Source organism: Flagellimonas pacifica, assembly GCF_900215465.1.
Classification (GTDB): Bacteria; Bacteroidota; Bacteroidia; order Flavobacteriales; family Flavobacteriaceae; genus Flagellimonas; species Flagellimonas pacifica.
On sequence record NZ_OBEH01000002.1, the window covers coordinates 564,989 to 585,889 of the forward strand.

The following is a 20,901-nucleotide window of genomic DNA, read 5'->3' on the forward strand; positions in this document are numbered from 1 at the left end:
ATATTTATTTTGCATCCAAAACTACAAAAGGAACAATCATTTCTTCAAGTGACACCCCTCCATGCTGATATGTGTTTCTATAGTAACCCACATAGTGATTATAATTATTGGGGTAAGCAAAAAACAAATCGTTCTTCGCAAAAATAAAGCAGCTGCTCAAATTAATATTTGGTAAATGGATGCTTTGAGGATTTTTTGTAGCCAAAACATCTTTATTTTCATAGGTAAGGCTTCTGCCTGTTTTATATCTAAGGTTGAGACTGGTTTCCCTATCTCCTATAACTTTAGAAGGTTGTTTTACGTTAATTGTTCCATGGTCTGTGGTCAAAATTAGTTTCATTCCTAGATCTTGTGCTTGCTGAATAATCTCTAGTAGGGGAGAATTCTTAAACCAACTAAGTGTAAGAGATCTATATGCCTTGTCATTGGAGGCCAATTCCTTTATAACTTCCATTTCAGTTTTGGAGTGCGAAAGCATATCCACAAAATTGTAGACCAAGACCGTAAGGTCATTTTCTTTTTGTGATCTAAAGTTTTGAGCCAATTGTTTCCCTTGCCTTAGGTTACTGATTTTATGGTATTCCCATTTTAAGTCCAATCCCAATCTTTTTAATTGGGCTCCAAGAAATTCGGCTTCAAACAAATTCTTGCCGCCTTCTTCAGTGTCATTTTTCCACCAATCTGGGTGTTGTCTTTCCATATCCAAGGGTGTTAATCCAGAAAAAATTGCATTCCTTGCATATTGTGTGGCAGTAGGAAGGATACTGTAATATGAAGATTCTTGTTTCTTCTTATAATGAACAGCCAAAGTTTCTTCAAAGGCCAACCATTGATCATACCTTAAATTGTCAATAACAACGAGTAAAGTTTTGTTTCCCTTTAATTCAGGTTGAATCTTATTTCGAAATAGGGTATGCGACATAATGGGACCATCATCATCCTGAAACCACTGGTTATAGTTTTTGTCCACAAACTTGCTGAACTGGGAATTGGCTTCAACCTTTTGCGATTCCAAAATTTCAAACATTCCAGAATCTTCAATTTCTTCCAACTGCAGTTCCCAATAAATGAGTTTTTTATAAAGTTCCTCCCATTCTTCACAACTATTTACCATAGATAGGTCCATGGCAATTTTTCGAAATTCTTGCTGGTAATTGGAAGTTGTCTTTTCAGAAACCAAACGGGAGTTATCCAAACTCTTTTTTAAGGACAATAAAATCTGGTTTGGATTTACAGGTTTGATTAAATAGTCGGCTATCTTTGACCCTATAGCCTCATCCATAATGTATTCCTCCTCGCTCTTGGTTATCATGACAACGGGAATGGAGGCATCGTGTTTCTTTATTTCGTTCAGGGTTTCCAAACCTGAAATACCCGGCATATTTTCATCTAAAAAAACAATATCGAAAAAAGTATTCTTAATCTCTTCTAAAGCATCTTGTCCACTTTGGCTTGTAACTACTTCATAATTTTTCTTTTCTAAGAAAAGGATGTGCGGTTTTAAGAGATCGATTTCATCATCGACCCATAGAATTGTGATCTTGTTCATATAGTAGTTATCTTTGTGTAATTAAAACAAACTTCCTTGGCGCAAACCAATAAGCTTAAAGTTTTTAACGATCCAATTTACGGTTTTATTGGAACTCCAAATGAACTTATTTTTAGTCTGATAGCTCATCCTTATTTTCAGAGGTTGAGAAGAATCTCGCAAATGGGCATGTCTTTTTTGGTTTACCCAGGAGCACACCATACACGATTCCACCATGCATTGGGGGCAATGCACTTAATGACGAAGGCCATTCAAATATTAAGATGGAAAAATGTGGAAATCACGCAAGAAGAGGAAACAGGGCTGCTTTGTGCCATTTTGTTGCATGACATTGGGCACGGACCTTTTTCTCATGCGCTTGAAGGGTTTATAATTTCTGATTTGAACCATGAGCAGCTTTCCTTGGATTTCATGGCTCATTTAAATAAAGAATTCAATGGACAGTTGAATACAGCCATTTCCATCTTTAAAGGAGAATACCCCAAACCTTTTATGAATCAATTAGTGTCTAGTCAACTGGATATGGATCGACTGGATTATTTAAAGAGGGACAGTTTCTATTCTGGTGTCACCGAAGGAAACATCAATTCTGAAAGACTCATTTCAATGCTCAATGTTGTTGATGGGCATTTGGTGGTAGAAGAGAAAGGTATTTATGCCGTTGAAAAATTTTTAATGGCTCGAAGATTCATGTATTGGCAAGTTTATCTGCACAAAACAGGCCTGGCTGCCGAACAGCTTCTTATTCGTGCCATGGCTAGGGCTAGAGAACTCATACTTTCAAGGATTAAGCTGTCAGGAAGCACTGCGTTGCTGTATTTTCTTGAGCAAAGTTCACTCCTAACTTTTAATACTGAAATTCTTGAGAGATTTGCCCAATTGGACGACATTGATGTATTAGGGGCTCTTAAATCCTGGCAGTTTCATGAAGATTTTGTGCTTTCCAAGATATGCAAGATGTTGTTGAATAGAGAGTTGTTAAATGTGAAAATTAAGAACAAGCCTATTGCTCTTCAAAAATTCGAAGAAAAACGAAGCAATTTTATGCAACAACATAATATTTCCCTGAAGGAAGCTTCATATTTTGTTTTTCAAGGTGAAATTTTCAACAAAGCTTACAATGAAGAATACCAAGCTATAAACATTCTTAAAAAAAATGGTAAGGTTACTGATGTTCTTAAAGAATCGGACCAACTTAGCTTGAAAGCATTGTCCAAAACTGTTACCAAATATTATAGCTGCTATCCAAAAGAACCTGTTTAACAAATTTTGTTACTTTTGCAGCAATGAAATTTACAGCCACCCAAATTGCCGGAATTTTAGAGGGAGAAGTTGAGGGAAATCCTCAGATAGCTGTGCATAAATTATCTAAAATTGAAGAGGGCGAAAAGGGTTCTCTTACCTTTTTGGCCAATCCAAAATACACCTCATACATATATTCCACCAAGGCATCCATCACCATAGTAAACAAGGACTTCACTCCTGAGCAGGATTTGTCCACAACCCTTATAAAGGTAGATGATGCTTATAAATCTTTTTCCAAACTATTGGAATATTACAATCAAGTAAAGAACAACAAAGTGGGTATTGAAAATCCATCATTTGTTTCTGAAAGTGCCGAATATGGCGAAGGGTTTTATCTTGGAGCATTTTCATACTTGGGCAATAATGTGAAAATTGGGAAGGATGTAAAAGTGTATCCCAATGTGTACATTGGAGACAATGTCACAGTTGGAGACAATGTTCTCATTTTTGCTGGAGCTAAAATCTATTCAGAATCTATAATTGGTGATAGCTGTGTAATTCATAGCGGTGCAATTATTGGGGCGGATGGTTTTGGTTTTACCCCAAATTCCAATGGGGAATACAGCAAGGTCCCACAAACGGGAAATGTGATTATGGAGGAAAATGTAGATGTTGGAGCTGGTACTACCATAGATCGAGCTACTTTGGGGTCAACTATACTTAGAAAAGGTGTAAAACTTGATAACCAAATTCAAATAGCTCATAATGTTGAGATTGGTGAGCATACTGCCATTGCTGCCCAAACGGGAATTGCCGGTTCTACCAAAATTGGCAAACATTGTCTAATTGGAGGGCAAGTAGGTATTGTTGGCCATATAACAATTGGAGATAGGGTTAGGATACAAGCACAATCAGGAATAGGAAGAAATGTTAAGGACGATGAAGTTCTTCAAGGGTCACCAGCCTTAAACTATGGTGACTACAATAAATCTTACGTACATTTTAAAAATTTACCAAAACTGGTAAATACAATCACCAACATAGAAAAAAAAGTTGAGGGTGAGCAAGACTAGCACTAAACAACGCACAATTAAGGATAGAGTAACACTAGAAGGAGTAGGGTTACATACTGGTGGAAATGTCATAATGACTTTTGTGCCTGCGAAAGAAAACCATGGATTTGCATTCAAAAGGGTAGACCTAGAAGGTGAGCCCATTATTGAAGCCGATGCCAATTATGTGATAAATACACAGCGAGGCACAAATTTGGAGAAAAACGGAGTCAAAATTCAAACTTCAGAACATGTTCTGGCCGCTTTGGTTGGTTTGGATATTGATAATGTTCTTATAGAACTGAATTCGTCAGAACCTCCCATTATGGATGGTTCCTCCAAGTTTTTTGTTGAAGCTTTGGAAGAAGCGGGCATTGTGGAGCAAGAACAAGACCGTGAGGAATACGTAGTAAAGGATGTAATATCTTATAAAGATGAAGCAACCGGAAGCGAGATTACTGTGATTCCTTCTGACCACTATCAGATTACCACTATGGTAGATTTTGGAACCAAAGTTCTGGGAACACAAAATGCTACTTTGGAAAAAATCTCTGATTTTAAAGCGGAAATTGCGGATGCTCGTACTTTTAGCTTTTTGCACGAACTGGAAATGTTATTGGAGCATGGGCTGATTAAAGGCGGAGATTTAAACAATGCTATTGTTTATGTGGATAAGGAAATATCCGAATCCACTATGAAGAAATTGGAAAAAGCCTTTGACAAAGAAAAATTGTCGGTTAAACCTAATGGTATTTTGGATAACCTGACATTACATTACCCAAATGAGGCCGCTAGACACAAACTACTTGATGTAGTAGGGGATTTAGCTCTTGCAGGAACTAGAATCAGGGGCAAGGTAATCGCCAATAAGCCAGGTCATTACGTAAATACTCAGTTTGCAAAGAAACTTTCCAAAATCATCAAGATAGAAAAGAGGAATAAAGTTCCAAGTTATGATTTGCACCAAACACCCATTATGGATGTTACGCAGATTATGAAAATGCTGCCACATAGATCACCTTTCTTATTGGTAGATAAAATATTGGAACTTTCTGACACTCACGTTGTGGGTGTAAAGAACGTCACTATGAATGAGCCTTTTTTTGTGGGTCATTTTCCTGGTGCACCCGTAATGCCTGGAGTTTTGCAAGTTGAGGCAATGGCCCAAACCGGGGGCATTTTAGTTTTGAGTACCGTGCCAGACCCAGAAAATTATCTGACCTTCTTCATGAAAATAGATAATGTAAAGTTTAAACGACAGGTGGTTCCAGGGGACACCTTAATTTTTAAGTGCGATTTAATTTCACCTATAAGACGTGGAATTTGTCATATGCAGGCCTATGCCTATGCCAATGGAAAATTGGTTTCTGAAGCGGAACTTATGGCACAGATTGTAAAAACTAAAAACACGGAATCTTAAATGAATCAGCCATTAGCATATGTGCACCCAGGTGCCAAAATCGCCAAAAATGTAGTAATTGAACCTTTTACCACTATACATAATAATGTAACAATAGGCGAAGGTACATGGATTGGTTCTAACGTAACCATTATGGAAGGGGCCCGTATAGGAAAGAATTGCAATATTTTTCCAGGAGCTGTAATTTCCGCAATGCCACAGGATTTAAAATATCAAGGAGAAGAAACAACTGTCCATATTGGTAATAATACCACAATAAGAGAATGCGCAACCATTAACAAGGGTACTGCAGATCGTATGAAAACGGTAATTGGGAATAACTGTTTAATTATGGCCTATTGCCATGTCGCTCATGATTGTTTTATAGGAGATGGATGTATTTTTAGTAATAATTCTACTTTAGCAGGTCATGTTACTATTGGTGAGAATGTAGTTTTGGCAGGTATGGTAGCAGTGCATCAATTTGTTTCCATAGGTAACCATGCTTTTGTTACAGGAGGTTCTTTGGTAAGAAAAGATGTCCCTCCATATGTAAAAGCAGCAAGAGAACCTCTTTCCTATGTTGGAATCAATTCAGTAGGATTAAGGAGAAGAGGTTTTACCGCGGATAAAATCAGGGAGGTTCAGAATATTTATCGAATACTATATCAAAAAAACTATAATAACTCTCAGGCAGCTTCCATAATAGAAGCGGAAATGGAAGCAACTCCGGAACGTGACGAAATTCTTCAATTTATTAGGGATTCGCAACGCGGAATTATGAAAGGTTATTTCAGTTCAAACTAAAAACTATGGCAAACACATCAGATATACGAAAAGGATTGTGCATCAAATACAATCACGATATCTTTAAAATAATAGAGTTTTTACATGTAAAACCTGGAAAGGGACCTGCATTTGTGAGAACAAAACTTAAAAGCGTAACTACAGGAAAGGTTATAGACAACACATTTTCTGCTGGTCATAAAATAGATGATGTACGGGTAGAGACACGTTCTTATCAATATTTGTATGCAGATGGGGATACTTTTCATTTTATGAATACTGATGATTACAATCAGATTTCATTGCAAAAAAGTTCTTTGGACTCTCCGGATTTATTGAAAGAAGGTGAAGTGGTCACAATTCTTTTCAATACAGAGGACAGTATGCCCCTTTCCGTAGATATGCCGGCCAGTGTTATCTTAGAAGTAACACATACTGAACCTGGGGTAAAAGGAAATACAGCTACAAATGCCACTAAGCCAGCCACTGTTGAAACAGGGGCAAGAATCAATGTCCCGCTTTTTATCAATGAAGGAGATAAAATCAAAGTGGAAACCGAGAAAGGAACATATCAAGAAAGAGTTAAAGAATAGTCAGGAATGAAATTCCCTAAATCCTATTCCTTAAAGGAGATTTCAGAAATTATAGGATCCGAATTTATTGGGGATGCAAATTTTCCTGTTTTGGGCATGAATGAAATTCATGTGGTTGAGAAAGGGGATATTGTTTTTGTTGACCATCCAAAGTACTATGAAAAAGCTCTGAATTGCAAAGCGTCTGTGGTTCTTATCAACAAAAAAGTTGAATGCCCAAAGGGGAAAGCTCTTTTGATTTCTGATGAACCATTTACAGATTTTAATAAACTCACCCAGTATTTTGCTCCCTTTACCAGCGCAAACTCTGCTATTGCAGAATCAGCGCAAATTGGAAAAAATACGGTTATTCAACCTAATGTTTTTATTGGGAACAACGTAAAGATTGGTGAGAATTGTTTAATTCACGCCAATGTTTCTATTAATGATAATTGTATTATTGGAAACAATGTTATAATCCATAGTGGCAGTGTTTTGGGGTCGGATGCTTTTTATTATAAGAAAAGACAGGAAGGTTTTGAAAGACTCCTTTCCAGCGGTCGTGTGGTTATTGAGGACAATGTGGATATTGGGGCATCCTGCACCATTGATAGAGGAGTAACCGGAGATACCATAATAAAAGAATGGGCTAAGTTGGATAATTTGATTCAAGTAGGGCATGACACCATTATTGGAAGAAAATGTCAAATTGCTTCCCATACAGGAATTGCAGGTTGTGTTATCATTGAAGACGAGGTAATTCTTTGGGGACAAGTTGGAATTGCCAGTGCAATAACCATAGGAGAAAAGGCTATCGTTTTGGCACAATCTGGAGTTTCAAAAAGTTTAGAAGGAGGTAAGACTTACTTTGGTAGTCCTGCTGATGAGGCTAGAACAAAAATGAAAGAGTTGGCCATGATTAGAAATATACCATCATTGCTCAATAAATCTAAAGGGAAATAGCATAAAAATTACTTTACATTGTATGGCTAAAACCATACTTTTGTCCAGCTTAACAAACAAAAAATATGAGTGTTTTAGTAAATAAAGATTCAAGGATAATTGTTCAGGGTTTCACTGGAAGTGAAGGAACTTTCCATGCCGGTCAAATGATTGAATATGGAACCAATGTTGTTGGGGGAGTTACTCCAGGTAAAGGAGGGCAGGAGCATTTAGGAAAACCTGTTTTCAATACCGTTGAAGATGCAGTCAAAGAAGTTGGTGCCGATACCACAATTATTTTTGTTCCGCCTGCATTTGCCGCAGATGCCATTATGGAGGCCGCCAGTGCTGGAATTAAGGTTATTATTACTATTACGGAAGGTATTCCTGTAGCTGATATGGTAAAGGCAAATGACTATATAAAGGATTTGGATTGTACACTTGTAGGTCCAAACTGCCCAGGAGTCATTACCCCAGAAGAAGCAAAAGTGGGTATTATGCCAGGTTTTGTTTTCAAGAAGGGCAACGTTGGAATTGTTTCTAAATCTGGAACATTGACCTATGAAGCTGCTGACCAGGTAGTACGTCAAGGTTTGGGAATTACAACCGCTATTGGAATTGGTGGAGACCCCATTATTGGAACAACCACTAAAGAAGCGGTAGAACTATTGATCAATGATCCAGAGACCGAATGTGTGGTCATGATTGGTGAAATTGGTGGTCAGTTGGAAGCGGATGCCGCCAAATGGTATCAAGAAAGTGGTAGTAAAAAACCGATTGTTGGTTTTATTGCAGGAGAAACTGCTCCGGCAGGAAGAACAATGGGACATGCAGGAGCTATTGTTGGAGGAAGTGATGATACTGCACAAGCCAAAAAACGAATTATGAGTGAATGTGGAATCCATGTAGTGGATTCTCCCGCTGAAATAGGAGTAAAAGTAAAAGAAGTAGTTGGGTAATCAACCGTTAAAACTATTGTAAATCCCGTGTAATACGGGATTTTTTTTCTTCAATGCGTAAAACAAAAACTATATTTGGTTAACAACCAATCGAATAAATCTAAAACATCATGAAACTTTTAGAAGGCAAAAACGTAATCATTACTGGAGCAAGTAGAGGAATAGGAAAAGGTATAGCCCAAGTATTTGGACAACACGGTGCCAACGTTGCATTTACATATAGTTCCAGCGAAGCTCCTGCATTGGAGTTGGAAAAAGAACTAACTGCCATGGGCGTAAAAGCAAAAGCTTATAAAAGTAATGCGGCAAGTTTTGAAGAATCGGCAACTTTGGTTGAAAAAGTTCTAGAAGATTTTGAAGGGATTGACGTATTGATCAACAATGCGGGTATAACCAAAGATAATTTATTGATGCGCATGGGGGAAGAAGATTTTGATAAGGTAATTGAAATCAATCTAAAATCCGTTTTCAATATGACCAAAGCCGTTCAACGTACCATGTTGAAACAACGCAAAGGATCTATTGTTAACATGAGTAGTGTAGTAGGGGTGAAAGGAAACGCTGGTCAGACCAATTACGCTGCTTCCAAAGCAGGAATGATTGGTTTTACTAAATCTGTTGCTTTGGAATTGGGATCAAGAAACATTCGTTGCAATGCAATAGCTCCAGGGTTTATTGAAACTGAGATGACAGATAAATTGGATGAGAAAACTGTACAGGGCTGGAGAGATGCCATTCCATTAAAAAGAGGAGGTAGTCCTGAAGATGTAGCCAATGCATGTCTATATTTAGCTTCGGATTTATCTGGGTATGTTACCGGACAGGTATTGAATGTAGATGGCGGTATGCTAACCTAAAATGGATGGAGATAAAGACGGTACTTCTTATTATTCTTGCGGCAATCGTTGCGCTTACCGTCGTAGTTTACCAATACTTTTATAAAAACAGCAAAAAAGGGCAGCTAAAGGTAATCTTGGCAGGCTTGCGGTTTATTGCACTTTTTAGTGCGTTGTTATTGTTGGTCAACCCCAAGTTTACAAAACAAGATTACTTTCTAGAAAAAGCCAATCTTATCCTATTGGTTGATGATAGCGAATCCATACTTGAGGCCACAGATAAAAATACAATTACTGATAAAGTAAACAAGGTTGTAGCAGATGAAAAGTTGAATAATCGTTTTGAGATTCAACAATACGCTTTTGGAACAAAGCTTCAGCAAGTTGACTCCTTGAATTTTGAATGGAAGAACACGGACATAGAGAAAGCCCTTTCTACAACGGATGAAATCTTTGCAAATAACACCAATGCAATAGTTCTATTTACAGATGGCAACCAAACCCTTGGTAGAGATTATGCCTTTACAAGTTTAAGTGGTGATTTATCTGTTTACCCTGTAATTGTAGGTGATACCACAACATATGAGGATATTTCAATTGGACTGGTAAACAGCAATACCTATGCTTTCTTAAAAAACAAGTTTCCCGTGGAGGCGACCGTTTTTTACAATGGAACTAAGAGCATTTCAAAAACCCTTACCATTGCTGTAAATGGCGAATTGGTACATCGGGAACGTTTGACTTTTGGAGCGAATGAGAATAGCAAGACTGTTACCAAACTTATAGAAGCCAAGTCCATTGGGGTGAAATCAATTAAAATCGAGATGGAACCCCTGGATAACGAAAAAAACAAGTTCAACAATAGTAAGCAAACGGCAGTAGAGGTAATTGATGAAAAGACAAATGTTGCTATTATATCAGACATGTCTCATCCTGACATTGGAGCTTTAAAGAAATCCATTGAGACGAATGAACAGCGCTCTGTGTCCATATTAAAACCAACAGTTGCAGAAGATAGATTAGCAACTGTTGACCTCTTTATTTTATATCAACCCAATCACAAGTTTAAATCGGTTTATGATTTTATTGCTAAATCAAAATCTAATAGTTTCACCATTTGTGGCACCAAAACAAATTGGGGTTTTCTAAATCAGGCCCAGGAGAACTTCTTCAAAGAAAACTACAACCAAAATGAAGAAATATTACCTGTTCTAAATAGTGCTTTTGGTGTTTTTGGGTTGGGAAATTTTGAAGTGAAAGATTTTCCTCCTTTAGAGAATAATTTTGGAAGCATTGAACTCAAAAAAAATGGGGAGACTATCTTATATCAGAAAATAAAGGGAATAGAATTGGATAACCCTCTTTTCTCAATTTTTGTTGAGGGCAAACAGAAGGAAGCCATATTGTTTGGGGAGAATATTTGGAAATGGCGAGTACAAAGCTATCGTAACGATCAAAATTTTGAAAACTTTGATGATTTTATTGGGAAATTGATGGTGTACCTGAGCAGTAATGATCAAAGAAGTAGATTGGAATTGGATTTTCCTTTGATTTTTGCTAATACGAGTGTGGCAAGGATTCGAGCATCATACTTTGATGAAAGCTATAGTTTTGACTCGGATGCTAATATCAAGATAACTGTCAAAGATTCTGCCAATGATTTTTCCAGAGAATCTCCCATGTTGCTAAAACGCTCTTTCTTTGAAGTGGACCTAAGTGATTTGGAAGCGGGCGATTATGTTTTTACAGTAACCGTTGAAGGGGAAAATTTGAAGCGGTCTGGGTCTTTTAAGATTCTCGATTTTAATCCAGAAAAGCAAATGATTTCTGCCAATTACAATAAACTTCAAAGATTGGCAATAAATACTAATGGAAAAGTTTATTTTCCGGAGGATATCGACTTGTTAATAAGTGATTTATCCAAATCAGAACAATACACTCCAATCCAAAAGAGCAAGCAAAATGTCGTATCTTTAATCGATTTTAAAGTCTTGCTTGGCCTAATAGTATTGGCCCTTTCATTAGAATGGTTTATCAGAAAATATAACGGATTAATATAAAATAGATAAAATGGATAGATTACCTAGAATTGCTTTGCCTGCGGTTTTTATTGCGATTGTTTTAATTATTTTACTTTCAAAATCAATCGTACGAATAGGACCCGGTGAGGGAGGCGTATTATTTAGACCTGCTGGAGGTGGAGTTGTAACGGATATTACCTACGGAGAAGGATGGCATATTGTGGCACCATGGAACGACATGTTGATTCATAAAGTACGTCAACAATCCATTTCGGATGAGATGAACGTACTTTCGGTTAATGGACTTGAAGTAAAAGTAAATGGAACAATCTGGTTTGAGCCCGAGTACAAAAACCTCGGTTTTTTGATAAAAACAAAAGGAGAGGAATATATCCTTGAACTGTTAAACCCAGCAATTAACGCAGCTGCACGAAGTGTAGTGGGACGTTATACCCCTGAACAGTTGTATTCGAGCAAGCGAGATGTTATTGAGCAAGAAATTCTTGATGAAGTTCGTAATGAATTGGAAGGTCAGTTTCTTAACGTTAAAAGAGTTTTGGTTGAAGATGTAAAATTGCCACCTACCATTAAGGAGGCAATAGAACGTAAACTAAAACAAGAGCAAGAATCATTGGAGTATGAATTCCGATTGGTCACGGCAAAAAAGGAAGCTGAGAAAGTTACTATAGAAGCTCAAGGTAAGGCAGATGCAAACCGAATATTAAGTGCTTCATTAACCGATAAGATACTTCAAGATAAAGGGATAGATGCTACCTTAGAGCTTTCAAAATCACCCAACTCAAAAGTAGTGGTTGTTGGTAGTGGTGATTCTGGATTGCCTTTAATTTTGGGAAATAACTAAATAAGGCTTTTTTGATAAAAAAATATATTCTACTTTTGAAATCGAAATGAGAAATAAAAACACACATCATCACCATTTTTATACTTGCCCTCAAGCGAGATAGAAATGTATTGTTGTTTTTAAATATATTCTAACCCGTTTGAGAAATCAAACGGGTTTTGTTTTTAGACCAGTTTGGTTTCCAAACAAAATGTAACAGAAATGACTAGAATTAGAATAGCGGTTCAAAAAAGTGGACGCTTAAATGAGGATTCTCTCAAAATTTTAAAAGACTGTGGAATTTCAATTGATAATGGAAAAGATCAGTTAAAGGCGACAGCACGCAACTTTCCTTTGGAAGTCTTTTACCTCAGGAATGGCGATATTCCTCAATATCTAAGAGATGGAGTAGTGGATATTGCCATTATTGGAGAAAATGTTTTGGTTGAAAAAGGTTCTGATATTGATACCAAGGAAAAACTTAATTTCTCCAAATGTCGTGTATGTTTGGCAGTGCCTAAAGGAATGAAGTATAACTCTGTTAAAGACCTTGAAGGAAAACGTATCGCTACTTCTTACCCAAATACGGTAAAAGGGTATCTAGAATCTAAAGGGGTGTCGGCGGATTTGCACATTATTAATGGTTCGGTAGAAATAGCACCCAACATTGGTTTGGCAGATGGTATTTGTGATATTGTTTCCAGCGGTAGTACACTTTTTAAAAACAATTTAAAAGAGGTCGAAGTAATTCTAAAAAGCGAAGCCGTACTTGCAATTTCCCCTCAAATCTCAGAAGAACGTATAGAAATTCTGGAAAAACTTCGATTTCGGATAAAATCTGTACTTCAAGCGCGTCAAAATAAATATGTATTGCTGAATGCTCCCAATAATAAATTGGATGAAATCATTTCAATTTTACCTGGGATGAGAAGTCCTACGGTTTTACCATTGGCTGAAGAAGGATGGAGTTCTGTGCACACGGTAATCAATCGTGATACTTTTTGGGAGGTCATTGACGAATTGAAACAAGCTGGAGCTGAGGGCATTCTGGTATGTCCTATTGAGAAAATGGTACTGTAATATGTTTAAAATAGACTTTATAGATCAAAAGGATAAACAAACAATAATTCCTTTTTTGAGTAAACTTGATAGTTCGATTTCGGTTCAGACGCTCAATGAGAGGCTTAATGACATGTTTTCCAATGGATATCAATGTATTGGTATATATGATGATACAAAGCTTATAGGAATTTCCGGCTTATGGATTTTGACCAAGTATTATATAGGTAAGCACGTTGAACCAGACAATGTATTTATTTTACCTGAATACCAAGGAAAAAATTTAGGTAAACAGCTTGTAGAGTGGATTTTTGACTATGCCAAGTCTATTGACTGTGAAGGTTCAGAGCTTAATTGTTATTCAAAGAACGAGGCTGGTCAAAAATTTTGGGAAAGCCAAGGTTACAAAGTGGTAGGTTACCACTATCAAAAAAAATTCTGAAAAGGCATGACAATAATAAGATATCCAAAACGGAAAAATTGGGAGGAAATCTTAAAACGACCTACCCAAACGGTTGCCGACATTGAAGAAACTGTTACTTCAATTTTTTCAGAAGTAAAAGATTGTGGAGATGTGGTTGTTAGGGATTATACCGAAAAATTTGACAAGGTCAAACTGGATTCTTTTTTGGTATCAGCAGAAGAATTGGAAAGCGCCTCTACCCGAATTTCGGAAGATCTAAAAGATGCTATTTCTTTGGCAAAGAGAAATATTTCACGATTCCATTCCGTACAGAAAACTGAAAAGATTCAACTGGACACCATGCCCGGAGTAAGCTGTTGGCAGGAAAAAAGACCCATACAAAAAGTAGGTTTGTACATTCCGGGCGGTACGGCGCCGCTGTTTTCAACAATTTTGATGCTTGCCGTGCCAGCCAAGATTGCAGGTTGTGAGGAAATTGTACTTTGTACGCCACCTGACGAAAACGGAGAGGTGAACCCAGCTATTTTGTTTACAGCCAACCTTTGCGGAATTACTAAAGTTTTTAAAGTAGGGGGTATTCAGGCCATTGCAGGAATGACATTTGGCACGGAAACCATTCCCAAAGTGTATAAAATATTTGGTCCTGGAAATCAATATGTAACCGTTGCAAAGCAGTTGGCGACAAAGTATGGAGTTGCCATTGATATGCCTGCAGGTCCAAGTGAATTATTGGTGGTTGCCGATGATACGGCAAAGCCCTCTTTTGTAGCTTCTGATTTGTTGAGTCAAGCAGAACATGGTGCAGATAGTCAAGTTGTTTTGATTTCAATCTCCGAAAACTTATTGAACAAAGTAACCCAAGAAATCGAAAACCAACTAAAAAAGTTGCCGCGTGAAGAAATTGCTGAAAAAGCCATAGCAAATAGTAAGTTGATTTTGATAGAGAATGATGCAACGGCTATTGATTTGATTAATGAATATGGCCCAGAGCATTTTATTGTTTGTGTTGAAAATGAAAGTTTTTACATCAACAACATCCAGAATGCTGGTTCTGTATTTATTGGGAATTATACCCCCGAAAGTGCAGGAGATTATGCATCGGGAACCAACCACACTTTGCCTACAAATGGGTATGCAAAACAATACAGTGGTGTGAATCTGGATAGTTTTATGAAAAGTATGACCTTTCAAAAAATAACCAAAGAAGGTATTAAAGGAATTGGGAGTGCGGTTGAACTCATGGCAGAAGCCGAAGGCTTGCAGGCCCACAAAAACGCAATGACACTTAGATTGAATAGTATTAAGGAAAATTAAACCCCGGCTACAACTGTCATCCTGAACTTGTCGAAGGAGCAGTCATTATCTATTATAAGGATGGAAAATTTTGATTTAAATAAACTGGTTCGAGAAACTGTGAAGGATTTAAAACCATATTCTTCGGCCAGGGATGAGTATGTTTCCGATGGTTCCGAAATGATTTTTTTGGACGCCAACGAAAACCCTTTTGAAAATGGGGTCAACCGATATCCCGATCCACAGCAGAGAAGTCTCAAAACTTTGTTGGCAAAACAACTAAAGGTTTCTGAGGAGAACATTTTATTGGGCAATGGAAGTGACGAAGTGTTGGATTTGATTTTCAGGGCTTTTTGTGAGCCAAATCAGGACAACGTAATTACTTTGCCTCCCACTTATGGAATGTATAAAGTACTGTCAGATATCAATGCTATTGAAAATAGAGAAGTTTTACTGACAACGGATTTTGAACCAGATGTATCTGTAATCCTGAATACTGCAGATGAAAAATCCAAGGCCACTTTTGTTTGCTCACCAAACAATCCAACTGGCAATGCCTTTTCACAAGAACGTATCAAACTATTATTGGAAAACTTTAATGGGCTTGTGATTATTGATGAGGCTTATATTGATTTCTCAGCAAATGAAAGTTGGGTTTCTTGTTTGGAGAATTACCCCAATTTAATTGTCACCCAAACGCTTTCCAAAGCTTATGGCATGGCTGGAATTCGATTGGGAGTTTGTTACGCCTCAAAAGAGATTATATCAATTTTAAATAAGATAAAACCGCCATATAATGTAAACCAACTGACTCAGGATAGGGCATTGGATAGAGTGGTGGCTTCCAAACAGGTTAAAGCAGAAGTCGAAAGAATTTTAAAGGAAAGGGATTTACTTGTCGAAGCCTTAAAAGGATTAAGTTTTGTGGAAACCATATATCCAAGTGATGCCAATTTCTTGTTGGTCAAAGTGGATAATGCTGATCAAAGGTATCAAGAGCTTCTGGAAGCGAATGTGGTCGTTCGGAACAGAAGCAATCAACCCTTATGTGAGAATACATTGAGATTCACCGTGGGGACATTAGAAGAAAATAAAAAATTAATGGCCATTTTAAAAGAGATAGGGTAATGGGCAAAAAAGTACTTTTTATAGATAGAGATGGCACTATCATCAAAGAAACTGCCGATGAACAGATAGATGCTTTTGAAAAAATGATTTTCTATCCGAAAGCATTTACTTTCTTAGGGAAAATTGCAAAAGAATTGGATTATGAACTGGTTATGATAACCAATCAAGATGGATTGGGAACAGATATTTTTCCTGAAAATACTTTTTGGCCAGTTCATGATTTTATTTTAAAATCTTTTGAAAACGAAGGAGTTGTCTTTGATAAGGTTTTTATAGACAGGACATTTCCAAAGGACAATGCGGAAACCCGAAAACCGGGCACTGGAATGTTAACTGAATATTTTTCTGATTCCTATGATTTGGAGAATTCTTTTGTCATAGGAGATCGCTTAACAGATGTGGAATTAGCCAAAAACCTTGGCGCAAAAGGGATTTTTATTAATGATGACACCCATTTGGGAACTGGGGAAATTACGGTGAAACGTGAAGAACTGGATGATTATGTGGAGTTGGAAAGCAATGATTGGGAAAAGATATATGAGTTTCTAAAGTTGGAAAACAGAGTTTCGGAAATTTCTAGAAAAACCAATGAAACGGATATCAACATCAAATTAAACCTAGACGGTACTGGGAAAAGCAATATTGATACTGGTTTAGCATTCTTTGACCATATGTTGGATCAATTGGCCAGACACGGTCAAATGGATTTAAGCATAAAAGTTGAGGGAGATTTGGAAGTAGATGAACATCATACCATTGAAGATACTGCAATTGCTTTAGGGGAGGTTTTTGCTAACGCGCTTGGCAATAAATTAGGCATAGAACGGTATGGTTTCTGTTTGCCCATGGATGATTGCTTGGCACAGGTGGCCATCGATTTTGGAGGTCGGAATTGGTTGGTTTGGGATGCAGATTTCAAGCGTGAAAAAGTTGGGGATATGCCCACGGAGATGTTTTTGCACTTCTTTAAATCATTCTCTGATGGAGCCAAGGCCAATTTAAATGTAAAAGCAGAGGGCACCAATGAGCACCATAAAATTGAAGCCATTTTCAAGGCATTTGCAAAGTCCATTAAAATGGCCGTAAAACAAGATGTTGAAAAGATGGTACTACCATCAACCAAAGGAATGCTATAAATGAAGATTGTAATTGTCAACTATGGCGCTGGTAATATCCAAAGCATCAAGTTTGCCATAAAGCGCTTGGGTTATGAAGCAGTTTTAAGCAATGATGTGGAGGAAATCCGTAATGCCGATAAAGTTATTTTTCCAGGTGTGGGAGAGGCCAGTTCTGCCATGAAAAAATTACGGGAAAGTGAATTGGATATGTTGATCCCTGAACTTAAACAACCTGTCTTGGGTATTTGCTTGGGAATGCAACTCATGTGCAATTCTTCAGAAGAAGGAAATACTAAAGGGCTTGGGATTTTTGATCTAGATGTAGTGCGCTTTCCAGATTCGGTCAAAGTACCTCAAATAGGATGGAACCAGATTGAAGGATTAAAAACCAATCTGTTCGCAGACATCCCTGAAAGTGCACATATTTATTTGGTACATAGTTATTATGCCCCGTTGAGCAACGAAACTATAGCAACTGCTGAATATGCACTTCCATATAGTGCGGCCTTGCGAAAGGATAATTTTTATGGAACTCAATTTCACCCAGAAAAAAGCAGTGAAATTGGCAATGAAATATTGAAAAACTTTTTAACTGAAATTTAGATGGACATTCGCATTTCTTCAGACAAAAAAGAGCTGGATATCGCAAGGATTCATAAAACCATAAAAGATTCCTATTGGGGTAACTATAGGGATATAGAAATGACCATAAAGACCGTAGAAAACTCTATGTGCTTTGGAATATATTCAAGAACTGATGGGATGATGGGGTTTGCACGGGTACTCACGGACAAAGTGGTTTTTGCATACATAATGGATCTTATAATTTTTGAGTCGCACAGAGGAAAAGGGCTGGGCAAAATGTTGACGGAGCATATTATGAACCATCCTGAAATAAAAGAAGTGCACACCATTGCACTAAAAACAAAAGATGCACATGGGTTATACGAATCCTTTGGTTTTAGTAGGATAAATAATTCACCAATGTGGATGGCAAAAGACAATGCAAAATACAATTGAACAAATGAGAATAATTCCGGCCATAGATATTATTGAAGGGAAATGTGTGCGACTCTCCAAAGGGGATTATGATACCAAAAAGGTATACAATGAGAATCCATTGGAAGTTGCCAAGCAATTTGAAGACCACGGTATCCAATATTTGCATCTGGTAGATTTGGATGGAGCCAAATCAAAACACATCGTTAACCATAAAGTGTTGGAAAGTATTGCGGGCCATACCAGCTTAAAAATCGATTTTGGTGGCGGATTAAAAACAGATGAAGATTTACACATCGCATTTGAAAGCGGGGCAAGTCAAATTACTGGTGGTAGCATCGCCGTAAAAGATAAACCCACTTTCTTGGGATGGTTGGAAAAATACGGATCTGGAAAAATCATTTTGGGAGCGGATGCCATGGATGAAAAAATTGCTGTTTCAGGTTGGCAAGAAGAATCAGATCAAGAGTTGATACCATTTATTCAATCCTATCAAAAAAAAGGAATAAACTACATTATCTGTACTGATATTAGCAAGGATGGTATGCTGGAAGGCCCTTCGTTTGAGCTTTACAAAAAGATTCTGTCCAAAACCAAAAAGACAGAAACCGTAATAACAGGCAGTGGTGTTGAGGATAAAGAAGTAATTGGTGTTAGTTTGATAGCTAGCGGAGGTATCTCAGTCTTTGACGAACTACCTAAACTTGCCGAGATTGGTTGCGAAGGGACTATCATCGGTAAAGCTATATACGAGAATAGAATCAGCTTAAAACAACTGGAGCACTATATTTTGGAGAATGGATAGCGAGACACAGTTACAGCAAGAGTTTATTTCAAATGCATGTTATCGGATGGATGAGAGTCTTCGGATGATTAAAATTTGTTTGGACAAACTTCCAGAAAAAGTGATTTGGCAAGAACCGAATGAATCGACAAATAGTATAGGGAATCTAATTTTGCATTTATGTGGTAACATTACCCAATATGGAATAGCCTCATTAAAAGGGTTAGAGGATGATAGAAACCGCGATGCAGAATTTGCCACACTTTCTGGATATTCAAAGGAAGAACTTTTTCAAAAGCTTGCAGAAACTGTTCAAATGGCAAAAAAAAGTTTTACTGAAGCAAATAGAGAAGAACTATTAGAGAAAAGGTCGGTTCAAGGATTTGAGTTTTCAGGAATTGGAAATATTGTTCATGTTGTGGAGCATTTTTCTTACCATACTGGGCAAATAGCACTGTGGACAAAACTATTGAAGAATGCTGATTTGGGTTTTTATGATGGAATAAACCTCAATACAAAAAACGAAAATTAGATGTTGACAAAACGAATCATACCCTGTCTAGACATTAAAAACGGGCGCACCGTAAAAGGTATCAACTTTGTTGATCTTAGAGATGCTGGTGACCCTGTGGAATTAGCAGAAATCTATGCCAAAGAAGGGGCGGATGAGTTGGTTTTCTTGGATATTTCAGCAACGGAGGAGCGAAGAAAAACCTTAGCAGATTTAGTGTATCATGTTGCGGAAAAGGTCAATATACCTTTTACTGTTGGAGGCGGGATTTCTTCCGTTGAGGATGTGGATATTTTGCTTCAAAATGGAGCGGATAAAGTTTCCATTAATTCTTCAGCAGTAAAAAGACCAGAGCTGATCAACGAGCTTGTTGCCAAGTTTGGTTCACAGTGCATTGTGGTCGCCATAGATGCAAAACAGATTGATGGAAACTGGAAGGTTCACTTAGTTGGGGGTAAAGTCCCTACGGAAATGGACTTGTTTGAATGGGCTAAAGAAGTTGAAGAGCGGGGTGCAGGAGAAATATTGTTCACCTCTATGGATCATGATGGTACCAAGAACGGTTTTGCCAACAAAGCATTGTCTAAATTGTCCAAGCTTGTGAACATTCCCATTATTGCTTCTGGAGGAGCAGGAGAAGTTTCACATTTTACGGATACTTTTACGGAAGGAAAAGCAGATGCAGCACTTGCTGCCAGTATTTTTCACTTTAAGGAAATAGAAATAAAGGATTTAAAGCAAGAATTAAAAAAAGACGGTATTCCCGTTCGACTATAAAAATGGAAATAAATTTCAATAAAAATAGAGACGGTTTAATCCCAGCTATCATCCAAGATGCAGCAACCAAAAATGTCTTGATGCTGGGCTATATGAATCAAGAGGCATTGAATGCTACACAAGAAACCAAAAAGGTAACATTTTACAGTAGGAGTAAAAAAAGGCTATGGACAAAAGGAGAGGAAAGCGGTAATTTTTTAAACCTGGTCAAAATCAAAAATGATTGTGATAATGATACCTTGCTTATAACTGTAAATCCCGTTGGTCCCACATGTCATAAGGGAACGGATACCTGTTGGGCCGAAGAAAATGTTCAAGATTATGGTTTTCTTTCCACTCTGGAGAAAATCATCACTTCTAGAAAGGAAGATACTGACAATCCTGATAGCTATGTAGCTTCGTTGTTCCGAAAAGGCATCAATAAAATAGCACAAAAAGTAGGGGAGGAAGCCGTGGAAACCGTTATAGAGGCAAAAGATGACGATGAGGAATTGTTCTTAAATGAAAGTGCCGACTTGTTATTCCATTATCTTATTTTGTTGCAAGCGAAGGGATATAAATTGGAAAACATTATTAATATGCTCAAATCCCGTCACAAATAGAACC

22 protein-coding genes are annotated in these 20,901 nt (G+C 37.4%); 21 read left to right on the forward strand and 1 reads right to left on the reverse strand.

Annotation, left to right across the window (positions count from 1 at the left end; translation table 11 throughout):
* Positions 1-4: 4 nt before the first annotated feature.
* On the reverse strand, positions 5-1,549 hold the full coding sequence (gene porX / locus CRO15_RS08170; protein WP_097045313.1) for a T9SS response regulator signal transducer PorX: 1,545 nt from the start codon (positions 1,547-1,549) through the stop codon (positions 5-7).
* A gap of 36 nt (positions 1,550-1,585) precedes the next feature.
* Between porX and CRO15_RS08175 the strand changes: the two genes are divergently transcribed.
* The 21 genes from CRO15_RS08175 to hisIE all read left to right on the forward strand — a co-directional run bounded on the left by CRO15_RS08175 (position 1,586) and on the right by hisIE (position 20,897).
* A complete protein-coding gene (locus CRO15_RS08175; protein WP_097045314.1) occupies positions 1,586-2,812 on the forward strand; it encodes an HD domain-containing protein in 1,227 nt (408 codons plus the stop codon).
* A gap of 23 nt (positions 2,813-2,835) precedes the next feature.
* Positions 2,836-3,867 (forward strand): UDP-3-O-(3-hydroxymyristoyl)glucosamine N-acyltransferase, encoded by a 1,032-nt coding sequence (gene lpxD, locus CRO15_RS08180; protein ID WP_097045315.1) that lies wholly within the window; start codon positions 2,836-2,838, stop codon positions 3,865-3,867.
* Complete coding sequence (locus tag CRO15_RS08185; protein ID WP_097045316.1) at positions 3,854-5,266, forward strand: bifunctional UDP-3-O-[3-hydroxymyristoyl] N-acetylglucosamine deacetylase/3-hydroxyacyl-ACP dehydratase; 1,413 nt, start codon at positions 3,854-3,856, stop codon at positions 5,264-5,266. The genes lpxD and CRO15_RS08185 overlap by 14 nt, the downstream gene beginning before the upstream one ends.
* Complete coding sequence (gene lpxA, locus CRO15_RS08190) at positions 5,267-6,052, forward strand: acyl-ACP--UDP-N-acetylglucosamine O-acyltransferase (protein ID WP_097045317.1); 786 nt, start codon at positions 5,267-5,269, stop codon at positions 6,050-6,052.
* Positions 6,053-6,057: 5 nt separating this feature from the next.
* Positions 6,058-6,624: an elongation factor P gene (gene efp, locus CRO15_RS08195; RefSeq protein ID WP_097045318.1), complete on the forward strand. Its 567-nt coding sequence runs from the start codon at positions 6,058-6,060 to the stop codon at positions 6,622-6,624.
* Positions 6,625-6,630: 6 nt separating this feature from the next.
* A complete protein-coding gene (locus CRO15_RS08200; protein WP_097045319.1) occupies positions 6,631-7,566 on the forward strand; it encodes a UDP-3-O-(3-hydroxymyristoyl)glucosamine N-acyltransferase in 936 nt (311 codons plus the stop codon).
* A gap of 65 nt (positions 7,567-7,631) precedes the next feature.
* A complete protein-coding gene (gene sucD / locus CRO15_RS08205; protein WP_097045320.1) occupies positions 7,632-8,504 on the forward strand; it encodes a succinate--CoA ligase subunit alpha in 873 nt (290 codons plus the stop codon).
* A 110-nt stretch (positions 8,505-8,614) separates the two neighbouring features.
* Complete coding sequence (fabG, locus tag CRO15_RS08210) at positions 8,615-9,361, forward strand: 3-oxoacyl-[acyl-carrier-protein] reductase (RefSeq protein WP_097045321.1); 747 nt, start codon at positions 8,615-8,617, stop codon at positions 9,359-9,361.
* 5 nt (positions 9,362-9,366) lie between these two features.
* Positions 9,367-11,400, forward strand: a complete 2,034-nt coding sequence (locus CRO15_RS08215) for a VWA domain-containing protein (protein ID WP_097045322.1) — start codon at positions 9,367-9,369, stop codon at positions 11,398-11,400.
* Between the two features lie 10 nt (positions 11,401-11,410).
* The gene (locus CRO15_RS08220; protein ID WP_097045323.1) at positions 11,411-12,223 is read left to right on the forward strand and encodes a prohibitin family protein; all 813 of its coding nucleotides are present in this window, start codon (positions 11,411-11,413) and stop codon (positions 12,221-12,223) included.
* A gap of 201 nt (positions 12,224-12,424) precedes the next feature.
* The gene (gene hisG / locus CRO15_RS08225) at positions 12,425-13,282 is read left to right on the forward strand and encodes an ATP phosphoribosyltransferase (RefSeq protein ID WP_097045620.1); all 858 of its coding nucleotides are present in this window, start codon (positions 12,425-12,427) and stop codon (positions 13,280-13,282) included.
* Between the two features lies 1 nt (position 13,283).
* Positions 13,284-13,703 (forward strand): GNAT family N-acetyltransferase, encoded by a 420-nt coding sequence (locus tag CRO15_RS08230; protein WP_097045324.1) that lies wholly within the window; start codon positions 13,284-13,286, stop codon positions 13,701-13,703.
* Positions 13,704-13,709: 6 nt separating this feature from the next.
* Positions 13,710-14,999, forward strand: a complete 1,290-nt coding sequence (hisD, locus tag CRO15_RS08235; RefSeq protein WP_097045325.1) for a histidinol dehydrogenase — start codon at positions 13,710-13,712, stop codon at positions 14,997-14,999.
* Between the two features lie 60 nt (positions 15,000-15,059).
* A complete protein-coding gene (gene hisC / locus CRO15_RS08240) occupies positions 15,060-16,106 on the forward strand; it encodes a histidinol-phosphate transaminase (RefSeq protein ID WP_097045326.1) in 1,047 nt (348 codons plus the stop codon).
* On the forward strand, positions 16,106-17,242 hold the full coding sequence (gene hisB / locus CRO15_RS08245; RefSeq protein ID WP_097045327.1) for a bifunctional histidinol-phosphatase/imidazoleglycerol-phosphate dehydratase HisB: 1,137 nt from the start codon (positions 16,106-16,108) through the stop codon (positions 17,240-17,242). Before hisC ends, hisB begins: the two co-directional genes overlap by 1 nt.
* Entirely contained in the window at positions 17,243-17,827 is a 585-nt protein-coding gene (gene hisH, locus CRO15_RS08250) for an imidazole glycerol phosphate synthase subunit HisH (protein ID WP_097045328.1), read from the forward strand. It abuts the gene before it with no gap.
* On the forward strand, positions 17,828-18,244 hold the full coding sequence (locus CRO15_RS08255) for a GNAT family N-acetyltransferase (protein ID WP_097045329.1): 417 nt from the start codon (positions 17,828-17,830) through the stop codon (positions 18,242-18,244).
* A 4-nt stretch (positions 18,245-18,248) separates the two neighbouring features.
* Positions 18,249-19,028, forward strand: a complete 780-nt coding sequence (locus CRO15_RS08260; RefSeq protein ID WP_097045621.1) for a 1-(5-phosphoribosyl)-5-[(5-phosphoribosylamino)methylideneamino]imidazole-4-carboxamide isomerase — start codon at positions 18,249-18,251, stop codon at positions 19,026-19,028.
* Positions 19,021-19,539, forward strand: a complete 519-nt coding sequence (locus tag CRO15_RS08265; protein WP_097045330.1) for a DinB family protein — start codon at positions 19,021-19,023, stop codon at positions 19,537-19,539. Before CRO15_RS08260 ends, CRO15_RS08265 begins: the two co-directional genes overlap by 8 nt.
* Positions 19,540-20,295 carry an imidazole glycerol phosphate synthase subunit HisF gene (gene hisF, locus CRO15_RS08270; RefSeq protein ID WP_097045331.1) on the forward strand — a complete coding sequence of 252 codons (756 nt, stop codon included), beginning with the start codon at positions 19,540-19,542 and terminating at the stop codon, positions 20,293-20,295. It abuts the gene before it with no gap.
* 2 nt (positions 20,296-20,297) lie between these two features.
* Positions 20,298-20,897, forward strand: coding sequence for a bifunctional phosphoribosyl-AMP cyclohydrolase/phosphoribosyl-ATP diphosphatase HisIE (gene hisIE / locus CRO15_RS08275; protein ID WP_097045332.1), 600 nt, complete (start codon positions 20,298-20,300; stop codon positions 20,895-20,897).
* Positions 20,898-20,901 lie beyond the last annotated feature (4 nt).